The organism is Arthrobacter sp. H5 (genome assembly GCF_000520595.1).
In the GTDB taxonomy this organism is placed as follows: domain Bacteria; phylum Actinomycetota; class Actinomycetes; order Actinomycetales; family Micrococcaceae; genus Arthrobacter_D.
This window is the reverse complement of sequence record NZ_KI915003.1, coordinates 1-11007: the sequence shown is the minus strand read 5'-3', so window position 1 is coordinate 11007 and position 11007 is coordinate 1. Positions and strand designations below refer to the sequence as shown.

General features: G+C 61.9%; 8 protein-coding genes, 1 tRNA gene and 1 pseudogene. 4 read left to right on the top strand and 6 right to left on the bottom strand.

Going from position 1 to position 11007, the window contains the following annotated elements:
- Positions 1-185: 185 nt before the first annotated feature.
- On the top strand, positions 186-1775 hold the full coding sequence (locus Y708_RS0114220) for an FG-GAP-like repeat-containing protein (protein WP_035776436.1): 1590 nt from the start codon (positions 186-188) through the stop codon (positions 1773-1775).
- A 53-nt stretch (positions 1776-1828) separates the two neighbouring features.
- Here the strand turns inward: Y708_RS0114220 and Y708_RS0114215 are convergent.
- The 5 genes from Y708_RS0114215 to Y708_RS25195 form a co-directional block, all read right to left on the bottom strand.
- A tRNA-Pro gene (locus tag Y708_RS0114215) sits at positions 1829-1905 on the bottom strand.
- A 77-nt stretch (positions 1906-1982) separates the two neighbouring features.
- Positions 1983-3785 (bottom strand): ABC transporter ATP-binding protein, encoded by a 1803-nt coding sequence (locus Y708_RS0114210; protein WP_028280444.1) that lies wholly within the window; start codon positions 3783-3785, stop codon positions 1983-1985.
- 56 nt (positions 3786-3841) lie between these two features.
- On the bottom strand, positions 3842-5668 hold the full coding sequence (locus Y708_RS0114205) for an ABC transporter ATP-binding protein (RefSeq protein ID WP_028280443.1): 1827 nt from the start codon (positions 5666-5668) through the stop codon (positions 3842-3844).
- 146 nt (positions 5669-5814) lie between these two features.
- Entirely contained in the window at positions 5815-6762 is a 948-nt protein-coding gene (locus Y708_RS0114200; RefSeq protein WP_028280442.1) for a metallophosphoesterase, read from the bottom strand.
- Positions 6759-9065, bottom strand: coding sequence for a transglycosylase domain-containing protein (locus tag Y708_RS25195; RefSeq protein WP_051479013.1), 2307 nt, complete (start codon positions 9063-9065; stop codon positions 6759-6761). The genes Y708_RS0114200 and Y708_RS25195 overlap by 4 nt, the downstream gene beginning before the upstream one ends.
- A gap of 37 nt (positions 9066-9102) precedes the next feature.
- Between Y708_RS25195 and Y708_RS29285 the strand changes: the two genes are divergently transcribed.
- The 3 genes from Y708_RS29285 to Y708_RS0114180 are packed head-to-tail and all read left to right on the top strand — an operon-like array spanning position 9103 to position 10659.
- Positions 9103-9264, top strand: a complete 162-nt coding sequence (locus Y708_RS29285; protein WP_155853882.1) for a Sp36 family protein — start codon at positions 9103-9105, stop codon at positions 9262-9264.
- The gene (locus Y708_RS0114185; RefSeq protein ID WP_028280441.1) at positions 9261-9743 is read left to right on the top strand and encodes a RidA family protein; all 483 of its coding nucleotides are present in this window, start codon (positions 9261-9263) and stop codon (positions 9741-9743) included. Before Y708_RS29285 ends, Y708_RS0114185 begins: the two co-directional genes overlap by 4 nt.
- A 4-nt stretch (positions 9744-9747) precedes the next feature.
- Positions 9748-10659: an NUDIX hydrolase gene (locus tag Y708_RS0114180; RefSeq protein ID WP_028280440.1), complete on the top strand. Its 912-nt coding sequence runs from the start codon at positions 9748-9750 to the stop codon at positions 10657-10659.
- Positions 10660-10745: 86 nt separating this feature from the next.
- On the opposite strand, the pseudogene Y708_RS0114175 reads toward Y708_RS0114180, so the two are convergent.
- A pseudogene (locus Y708_RS0114175) lies at positions 10746-11007 on the bottom strand (ISAzo13 family transposase); the annotation flags it as partial.

Sequence of the window (11007 nt, the reverse complement as noted above, 5' to 3'; positions counted from 1 at the left end):
GGCACAACTGGTTATGCCCACCGAGTGCCCCGACTCACTGGGCAGATTGGTGTGGCACCTGGCGGACTGACACCTAAATCGTTGCCCACATCCGGGCGCCGACAAACCATAACGGACGTACAATATTCGTGGCTGGGAGCTGCGGTGGAGCGCCGTGGTGTTCCTTCAGCGAGCAGGTGGTTGCTATGATTTCACTTTCAGCCCGGCGGCTTCTCGTGGGCCTTTTTACTTCCTTGGCGCTTGTCCTGGGACTGGCGCCCGCCACTGCTCCGCCGGCCCACGCCGCCCCGCTGTTTGGCCATGACATCTCATGGCCGCAGTGCCCCGCGTCGGTGGGCGGATTCGGCCTCCCGCTGCCGCCGGCGTCGTCGCAGTTTGTTGTTATTGGCCTCACCCGCGGGCTCCCGTTCACGGAGAACCCGTGCCTGGCCAGCCAAGTGGGGTGGGCCAGAACAAATGGAAAACCCGCCCATGGCTATGCCATGGCAGCCTTCCCCACAGCAGCGCAGCTCGCCACCTACCGGACGCAGGGCCCATGGACGTCCAGCACACGTGCGGGGCAGCTCTCCAACGTGGGCTACTCCGAAGCCCGGTTTGCGGTGGCCTCGCTCAACAGAATCGGATTCAGGCCCCCGGTCGTGTGGATCGACGTCGAGCCCCGTCCGGCGCAACCCTGGCCTACAGCAACGGCGGCACAGCAGCGTGACAACCGCTACATCATTGAAGGCCTGATGCGGGGGCTGCGGGACGCAGGATTCTCCTACGGCCTGTACTCGTTCACCTCGGGCTGGGCCAGCATCACCGGCTCCTGGCGGCTGCCCGGCGTTCCGGTGTGGGCCACGGCGGGCACCCTGAACTACCCGACCGAAGCACTGGACCGCTGCAGTCAGCCCAGTTTCTCCGGGGGAAGGGTCTATATCTCCCAGTGGTACGACACTGTGCGGGACTACGACCGAACCTGCGATCCGTATGCCTTTACTCCGCTGCCTGTACCGGCCTCCACGCTGTCAGGCGCCGCAACAGACTTCAACGGGGACTGGAATAACGATGTGCTCGCGCGTGTGGGTGCAACCGCTGAACTTCGAATGTATGCGGGAACGGGACGGGGCCGGCTCATGGCGGGAACCCGGATCGGAACAGGTTGGGGTGGTTTCAACCTGCTTGAGACACCCGGGGACGTCAACGGAGACGGCGCAGTGGATGTGCTGGCGCGGGAAACGGCCACCGGTTCCCTGTGGCTTTACCGTGGGAACGGAAAGGGCGGTTGGCTCCCTCGGTTGCGCGTCGGTTCCGGGTGGAACAGCTACAGCTTCTTTGGTCCGGGCGATTTCAACGGCGATCAGCGGGTGGATCTCCTGGCGAGGCACACCGCTACCGGCATCCTCTGGCTCTATCCCGGTAACGGCTCCGGAGGATGGTTGCCGCGGGTGCGGGTAGGTTCCGGGTGGAACGCGTTCAACAGCATCGTTGGACCAGGGGATATGAATGGCGACGGAACAGCGGATGTTCTGGCACGTCAAACGTCAACCGGTGACCTCTGGCTGTATCCCGGCAACGGGCGGGGCGGGTGGCTGCCCCGGGTTTTGGTTGGCTTTGGCTGGAATGCGATGACCGCAATTATGGGACCGGGTGATTTCAACGGCGACCGCACCGCTGATGTCCTGGCACGCGACCGCAGTGGCATTCTGTGGCTCTACCCGCGCTCTGCCAGTGGAACGTGGCTGCCGAGGGTGCAGATTGGATCCGGATGGAACGGGATTAACGCCATCTTCTAACGGTCCGCTCTTCGACAGTAAAGGCTCCTACCGTGCAGGTAGGAACCCTTTACTGGTCGGGGTGACAGGAATTGAACCTGCGACCTCGTCGTCCCGAACGACGCGCGCTACCAAGCTGCGCCACACCCCGAATACTTCTCGCCGTTGTCTGTTATCTGTGACAAAAGCAACCTCTCAAGGATAACGGAGAATCCCTGTCAGGACGAACTAAACCAGGGAGTCTTTCCACGCCGCGTGGAGGGTGGCAAAGCGTCCGGTTCCACCGATCAGATCTTCCGGTGTCCCGTCCTCAACGACGATTCCGTCATGTACCACCAGCACACGGTCGGCAATCTCCACGGTGGACAAGCGGTGCGCAATGATCAGGGCGGTTCGGTTGCCCAGCAGCTTCTGCAGACCCTCCTGCACCAGTCTTTCGCTGGGGATATCCAGGGACGATGTTGCCTCGTCGAGAATCAGCACCGCCGGGTCCGCCAGGAAGGCGCGGGCAAAGCTGATGAGTTGCCGCTGGCCCGCTGAGACCCGGCCGCCGCGCTTGTTGACATCGGTGTCGTAGCCGTCGGGAAGCGCCTCGATGAACTCATGGGAACCCACGGCCTGCGACGCGGCGACAATTTCGTCGCGGCTTGCCTCCGGTTTGCCCAGCGCTATATTGTCCGCGACCGTCCCGCTGAAGAGGAACGCCTCCTGCGTGACCATGACGACGGCGCGGCGCAGGTCACGGGGGCTAAGTTTCCTGAGGTCCACACCGTCCAGGGTGATGGCGCCCGTGGACACGTCGTAGAACCGTGCGATGACTTTGGCAAGGGTCGATTTACCGGCACCGGTCTGCCCCACGAGGGCAATGGTCTGTCCGGCCGGTATATGAAGGTCCATGGTCGGCAGGATCACCGGTCCGTCGCCGTACTTGAACTCGACGCCGCGGAACTCGATCTCGCCCCGAGGGTTCTTCAACGGCACAGGATTCTTGGGCGGCCGCACTGTCGGAACCTCCTGCAGCAGCCCGGAGACCTTCTCCAGGGCAGCAGACGCGGACTGGAACGAGTTGTAGAACATGGCCATCTGATCCACCGGCTGGAAGAAACGCTTGCTGTAGAGGAGCAGTGCCAGCAGGGCGCCCACCTCTATCGAGCCGTCCAGCACCCTGAAGCCGCCCACCAGCAGCACCACGGCTACTGTGACGTTGCCGATCAGCACCAGGCCCGGCTGGAAGACGCCGTTCAGGTTGATGGAGCGGACGGTGACCCGGCGGTAGTCCTCGGCCAGTTCGTCGTACTTCGCGGCGTTGATCTTCTCGCGGCGGAAAGCCTTGACGGCGCGGATGCCGGTCATGGTTTCGATGAAGTGCACGATCAGTTTCGCAGAGACCACCCGGGAGGCCCGGAAGGCTATCTGTGAGTGCTTTTGGTACCAGCGGGCCAGGAAGTACATGGGCACTGCCGCCGCCATGATCAGCAGTCCGGTGGGCCAGTCCAGCAGGAAGATTGTGATGGCCGTAAACAGCATGTACATCACACCGGACGCCAGCGAACTTACGCCGGAGTCAAGCAGTTCCCGCAGCGCTTCCAGGTCCGAGGTTTGCCGGGCGATAATCCTGCCCGAAGTGTATTTTTCGTGGAACTCGAGGCTCAACCTTTGCGTATGCCGGAACACCCGCAATCTGAGGTCCAACAGCATGGCCTGGCTCAGCTTGGCGGTGGCGCGAACGTATCCTGCCGTGAGGGTTGCGGTGAGAATCGCTGCAATGAGGTAGGTGGCGCCCGCCATCCACAGCAGCGAAGAGTCGCCGTCGAGCAGGGCCGGCAGTGCATGGTCGATGCCAAACGCGATGATCGCCGGTCCGGCAACCCTCGCCGCCTGGGAGAAGACCACCAGTGTGATGGTCCAGATGAACTGGGTTCTATTGGGGCTGATGAGCGAACCGAGCAGCTTGAAGGACCTTGCCCGCACGGACTTGTTCTGTGCCCGGTTGAGTAGGACATCGTCCTCATTCTGCACTCCGGAGGACAGGCCCGACGCCGGTTCCTCCTCCGGCTGCTGCCCGGGCTTGCGCTGTGGTGAGGTGTTCACGCGCGTGCCTCCTCGTCGTCGTGCTTTAGATCTTCAAGTTCTGTGTCGAGATCAACCGGTTCCTCCTGGAGACTGGCGATCACGTAGCGGTAATGCGTGTTGCGGGCCAGGAGTTCGGTGTGCGTGCCAACGTCCGAGATGCGGCCCCGCTCCATCAGCGCCACCCGGTCCGCAAGCGACACCGTGGACGGGCGGTGCGCAACAATCAGCGTGGTGGTATCCGTAAGAACCTCCCGAAGCCTCTCCTCGACCAGTTCCTCGGTGCGGACATCAAGGGCGGACAGTGGGTCATCGAGCACCAACACCCTGGGCTTAGCCGCGATGGCCCGTGCAAGGGCAATGCGCTGCCGCTGACCACCGGAGAGGCTGAGGCCCTCCTCGCCAATCAGCGTGTCCACGCCGGCCGGTAGGGAGTGGGCGAAGTGTGCCTGTGCAACGTCCAAGGCCTCCTCAAGGATCGCATCGGCTTCCTGTTCATCCTGCGGCTTTGTTCCCATCAGCACGTTGTCCCGGACGGAACTGGAGAACAACGTGGTGTCCTCGAAGGCAACCGATACATGCGTGCGCAGTTCCTCGACGGTCAGGCTGCGCAGGTCGGTTCCGTCGATACTGATTCCGCCGCCGGTCACTTCATACAACCGCGGTACCAGTTGAAGGAGTGTGCTCTTGCCGCAGCCGGTGATGCCCACGAGAGCCATGGTCTCGCCAGCCTTCAGGGTGAGATCGATGCCATTGAGTACATCGGGGACATGGTCCTGCGAATCCGGGTAGCGGAAGTGGACATCGTTGAATTTCACCTCCCCGCGCGGGTTCCTCAACGTTTCGCGGTGTTCCGGGTCGGTGATGGAGTTGACGGAGTCCATGACCTCATAGTGGCGGTCGATGGCCGTCTTGGCGGTAAACGTCATGGCAAGCAGCGGGCCGATGAATTCCACCGGTCCAGCGACCACGGCGGCCGTCGCGAAGAAGGCCACCAATGCGCCGATGGATACGTCGCCGTTTGCCGCGGACAGGACACCCACCACGAGAGAGGCTCCGAGGGCCAGCTCCGGCAGCAGCGTGACGATCAGCGAAAAGTTGGCCAGGCTGCGCGCCTTGTAGATTTCTGTCTGCCGCAGCTCTTCTGCCTGCAGGTTGAATCCCTCCAGCGCTTCGCGGCTGCGCCCGAATGCCTTCAGGACCCGGATGCCGTGCACTGACTCTTCCACAGTGGTGGCAAGGTCACCTGCCTGGTCCTGGCTCTTGCGCGATACAGCGCTGTAGGAGGTGCGGAACTTGAAACCGTAGATGATGATCGGCAGGGCAGCGGCGAGGAAGATGAGCGCGAGCGCCCAGCTGGTGAGGAACATGACGACGACGCCAATCACCACGGTCAGGGAGGTCACCACGAGCATGATCAGGCCAAACGCCATCCATCGCCGCATCAGGTTGAGGTCTGTCATCGCGCGTGAAAGCAGCTGACCGCTGCCCCAGCGGTCATGGAACGCGACCGTCAAATCCTGCAGGTGACGGTAAAACGAGGTGCGCATGTTCGTTTCGACCGTAGTGGCCGGCGCGATGACGAACTGCCGCCTCAGGGCAACAAAGGTCGCCTCCAGGACGCCCAGCAGGAGTACGACGCCAGACGCGATCCACACCGTGGACGTTGCGCTGCCCTCCGCGAGGGCGTCATTGATCAGGACACGGAAGACCTGTGGGATGGCGAGTGCCATGAGGCTCGCGCCGAGGGCACAGAGCAGGCCAAGGACCAACCGTGGAACGATCGGTTTGACGTGCGGATAGAGGCGGCTGAGGGATTCCCAGAGCGTAGTTTGCGTCAGCATGCTTTTTCTCTTGGAGCGTGGATTTTGGGATGCCGGAAGGCGGTTCGTGGCCCGTAGCAACTATCCTATGTCAGCGTACTGACAATTGCCGTGACGACGTGCGGCGGTTACGCATACGCACAGCAGCCGCGCAACCTCGTGGATCCCTAGGAAGTCTCCGTTAGCGTCAACAGGACGGCCTCAGGCCGGCACGCCAGTCGCACCGGAGCAAACCGGGAGGTGCCGATGCCCGCAGAGACGTTGAGCGGGACGGAAGTGCCATTGTGCTCCCACTGGGTGAGTCCACGGGCCCGCCAGGTGGGAAGGTCGCAATTGCTGACCAGAGCACCATAGCCGGGCAGGCAAACCTGCCCGCCGTGGGTATGTCCCGCGAGGATCAGCCTGGCGCCGCCGTCGGCGAAGTAGTCGAGAACCCGCTGATACGGGGCGTGGGCAACGCCGATCCGGATGTGCGGTGCAATCCCCGATGTGGTGCTGCCCGGTGGGAATCCGGAAAACCGGTCCCGGCCAAGGTGGGGGTCGTCCACTCCGCTGAAGTCCAGGCGCAGGCCCGGGACTGCGATCGACTGTGATCGGTTGGTGAGGTCAACCCACCCGGCATTGCCGAACCCGCGGAACAGCTCTGCCCAGGGGAGTTCCTTCGGGCCCTTTCGGCCGTTGGACTTGGACGGTCCGGTGAAGTACTTGAACGGGTTTTGAATCCTGGGGGCATAGTAGTCGTTGGAGCCGGGAACAAAGACGCCGGGAAACTGCATGAGCGGGGCAAGCGCGTCGAGCAACGGCTCAACGGCTTTGGGGTGGCTGAGATTGTCACCCGTATTGACTACAAGGTCGGGCTCCAGCTCGGCAAGGCCGCGCAGCCAATTGATCTTGCCTGCCTGACTGGGGACCAGGTGGATGTCCGACAAGTGCAGCATCCGGAGCGGCTTGCTTCCGGGAGGCAGGATCTCAAGCCTTTCCTCGCGGAGTTCGAAAAGGTTTCGTTCAACGAGAGCGGCGTAGCCGAGGACTGCAGCGCCAGCGGCTGCGGTGAGACCGAGTGCTAGTGAGGCGCCGCCCGCTGGCTTCGCCCGCAGATGAGACTCCACTATCAGTTGTCATCCTCGCCCCGGCCAGGGGGGCCTTCCGCCGGGGGACCGCCGTCGCCCCCGCCGTTACCGTTTCCGTTGCCGTTATCGCCGCCACCGTTGTCATTGTCGTCATTTCCGCCATCGTCGCTCGGCGATGGGGAGGGCTGATCCCGCTGAACGGGCCGGCCGGCGTTGATCATATTCGAGGGCGGATCCCGGAAATCCTCAGCCGGGTAGAGGCCGGGAATTTGCTGCATGAAGCGTTCCCACGAGGGGGCCGCCACAAACGCACCATCAATTTCCTCGTAAACACGGCCGCCAATCTGAAGCTCGGAGAGCGAGCCGCTGTTGGCCTTCCAGTTACCTACCCAGCTGGCAGTAGCCATTGCTGAGTTGTAACCCATGAACCAGGTCTGTGAACGCTGATCATTGGTGCCTGTCTTGCCGGCCATAGGAACATCGCCGAACTCCAGGAGCTGGCCGGAGCCACGGTCAATGACCGCCTGCGTGGCATAGTTCACGCCGCGGGCAAGTTCCTTCGGAATCGCCTGCTCGCACTGCTCAGGAGGGACGGGGAAGCTTGTTCCATCAACTGCCACCACCTCGACCAGCGCACGCGGTTGGCAGGTCAGACCCTCGGCGCCGAGAGCCGCAAATGCCGTCGCCATGGACATGGGGGAGACCTCGCTGCCACCGCCAATCAGCGCTGAGGGGGAGACGTCAAGGGGATCGTATTCTCCGCCGGCACTCTTGCCGTCGTGCACGCCGAGGCTGGCAGCGATTTCGAAGGGCTTGCACAGATCAATCTGATTCGCGGTTTCCATAGTTACAGTGTTGTAGGACTGTGCCAGGCCTTCAAGCACGGTGTAGTTTCCGTAGTTGATGTCACCGTAATTTTGAGGTTCGTACCCGTCTTCGTCGGGGAGAACGTACTCTCCGCCATTCAGGCAGCTGGCCTCCCAGACATCTCCCTGGGGATATTCCTTCTTGCTGCCGTCCACAACCGTGTTCAGTGCCCGACCGTCCTCCAGCCATGCCGCAACTGTGAATGGCTTAAACGTTGAACCAGGCTGATATCCACCGAGGCCGCCAAGCGGACTGTTGGGATCCCCGCCGGCATACTGATCGACGTTGAAATTCTGCACCGAATCACCAGGCTCCGTGCCGGGCATGTAACGCGTGTTTTGGGCCATCACCAGGATGTCACCCGTACCGGGCTCCAGGCTGACCATTGAGTGCCCAACGGAAGGATCTGTGCTTTCCCGGCTCGCAGTCTCGTTGATCGCGGTCTGCGCAGCTGTCTGTGCCCGCGGGTCCAGAGTGGTCTTGATCGTCAGGCCCGCGCGATAGAGAAGATTCTCGCGGTCCTCCAGTGTCTCGCCGTAAGCCGGGTCGTTGAGGATCAGGTGGGTGACGTAGTCGCAGAAGTACGGTGCCTGCTCCGCGGCGACGCATCCACTGAGTACCGGTGTAATGGCAAGTCCCAGATCGGTTGCCACAGCGGCGTCGTACTCTTCCTGGGTGATCTTGGCGGTATCCAGCATCCGTCCCAACACCAGGTTGCGCCGCTCAAGCGAACGTTCGGGATTCAGCTCCGGGCTGTAGAACGTGGGTCCGTTGACAACGCCTGCCAGCAGCGCGGCCTGCGGAATACTGAGGTCCTTCGCTTCGACGTTGAAGAAGTACTTCGACGCAGCCTGCACACCATAGGTGGTGCCCGTGAATGGAACAATGTTCAGGTAGCCGGCAAGGATCTCGTCCTTACTGAGCTCCTTCTCCACGGCAATGGCGAGTTTGGCTTCACGCAGTTTGTCACCCATGGTCTTCTGCCCACTGAAGGTGACATCTCCGCCGGTCTGCATGCTGGCGTCGATAAGTACGTTATTGACATACTGCTGCGTAATGGTGGAGGCGCCGCGGGTGGTGTCGCTGCTGATGTTGCTCAAAGCTGCGCTGATGATGCCCTGAAGGTCCACGCCGCCATGCTCGTAGAAAGCATCATCTTCGATCGCGAGCAGGGCATCCGTCATATTTTCAGACACCTGGTCAAGGGTCACCGGCTGCCGGTTCTCCTCATACAGCGTTGCGATCAGGGAACCGTCAGCAGCCAGGATCGTTGAGGGCTGAGCCAGCGCACCCCGCTCCAGCTCGGCCGGGAGATTTTCGAAGAATTGGATCGAGGCAGACGCGCCCGTGCCGGCCGCCGCCGCGACGGGCACCAAGAGGCCTGCTGCGAGCACCCCGCTCAGTCCACTGATTCCAAGAAATGCAATGATCTTCCCCAGGGTGGTTGCAGTGTCAAAGAAAGGTGATTTACGCGCAGCCATGTTCTCCAGTTTACAAGCACGCGCTAGTCTATGAACCATGACCAAATGGGAGTACTCCACAATTCCGCTGATCATCCATGCGACCAAACAGATTCTTGACCAATGGGGAGAGGACGGCTGGGAGTTGGTGCAGGTTGTTCCAGGCCCGGACGGCAACGGTTTGGTCGCCTATCTTAAGAGGGAGAAAAACCAGTCGTGACCAGTACGGATAGTGCAACATCGGCCGTTGAGAGCCGTTTGCTGGAGCTCGGAATAACCCTTCCGGAGGTCGTTCAACCGATCGCCACCTACGTGCCGGCTGTTGTTTCGGGCAACTATGTTTACACCTCGGGACAGCTCCCGATAATTAACGGCGAACTCTCAGCTTCAGGCAAGGTAGGCAGTGATATAAGCCCTGAGGACGCGAAGGAGTACGCTGCAACGTGCGCCGTCAATGCCCTGGCCGCCATCAAGTCCCAGATCGGTGACCTCGACCGCATTAGCCGGATTGTGAAAGTCGTGGGATTTGTTGCTTCAGATCCGGCCTTCACCGGTCAACCCGGCGTTATCAACGGGGCGTCCGAGCTGTTGGGCAAAGTATTGGGCGAGGCGGGCGCACACGCCCGCTCGGCCGTCGGCGTCGCAGTACTGCCACGCAATGCGCCGGTGGAAGTTGAAGTCATCGCGGAGTTCGTTTAAGCCCGTGGACCGTTCAAGCACCAGGCTATTTCCCGTTCCGCAGGACCAGCTAGGGGCCGCGCGAAGCTGGATTGACCATGGTGAGCGCACGCCCTTGAAGCCGCGGCCGGCGTCGTCGGTGGTACTCATCCGTGACTCAGCCGCCGGCACAGAGACCTACCTTTCCTACCGGCGCGGCGAGTCGCCGTTGGGTATTGTCGCCTTTCCGGGCGGCAGTGTGGAACCGACGGACGACGACGACGTCCCTTGGTTTGGTCCCTCGCCCGGCCACTGGTGTGCAGCCCTGGCCACCGAGGACCATAGTGCTGCGCGTCGGTTTGTCTATGCCGCGATACGTGAGCTGTTCGAAGAGACCGGCGTCCTGTTGGCCGGACCCGATGCGTCGAGTCTGGTGGAGGGTACAAACCACCCCGAGTGGATGAAGGCGCGGGTTGCGATCGCCTCGGAGGAGATAACCTTCGCGGATGTGCTTCGCCGGCGCGGGCTAGGCGTGCGGGCAGACCTCCTCAAACCTCTTTCCACCTGGTTGAGCCCCGACTTTGCGCACCGCCGCTTCGACACCCGGTACTTTGCGGCGGCGCAGCCCGTGAATCAGGAGCCCTCGGTGCTCGCCGGCAAGGGCATCTGGGGCGCCTGGCGCTGGTCAGCAAAGGAAATTGACGCACGCACCAACAGCACACTCGGCGACGAGGTGGGTCAGCCCAACACGGTGGGGCGCACATTGAGTGAGGTTACGGTTCCCGCCGTGGAGTTGATCCTGGAGAAGATCGCGTCCTCGCGCGGCTGCATCGCCTACCTCTCACACAAGCGGCCCATGAAGGTGTACGTTCCCAGACTGGTCGAAGTGGATGGCGACCTGAAACTGTCGGTGGAGTGTTCCACCGCAACGGAGGGTTCAGCGCAGCGGGGCCGCTAGTTTCTCCCAGCCCGCCGACTCGTTAGATGTGGTTGTTTTCGCGGCACATATCGACCTTAGGGCTCGCGAATAAATAATCTGGTTGATTACGGCGTGTCGGGTGGTGCGAGCGTGTAGTTCCATTCGCCATGGAAATCGTGGCGGGTGAGGGGCAGTGATTCGATGTCGTGGCTGGTGTATCTGAGTCCGGTGGGATATTCGGAGGTGTCAAGGACGCATTGGACGGTCAGGCCCGTGCTGGTGGTGGTGTTGGAGATCGTTTCAACGATGGTCTGGTGGGTCCGCAGCGGCCTGCCAGCCCAGTTTCGGGTGATCTGGGCGAAAAGACGATGCTCGATTTTGTTCCAT

Coding starts and splice junctions, on each gene's coding strand:
- Y708_RS0114205 (WP_028280443.1), bottom strand. CDS start 5,668: ATGCTGACGCAAACTACGCTCTGGGAATCCCTCAGCCGCCTCTATCCG.
- Y708_RS0114220 (WP_035776436.1), top strand. CDS start 186: ATGATTTCACTTTCAGCCCGGCGGCTTCTCGTGGGCCTTTTTACTTCC.
- Y708_RS29285 (WP_155853882.1), top strand. CDS start 9,103: ATGACCAAATGGGAGTACTCCACAATTCCGCTGATCATCCATGCGACC.
- Y708_RS25195 (WP_051479013.1), bottom strand. CDS start 9,065: ATGGCTGCGCGTAAATCACCTTTCTTTGACACTGCAACCACCCTGGGG.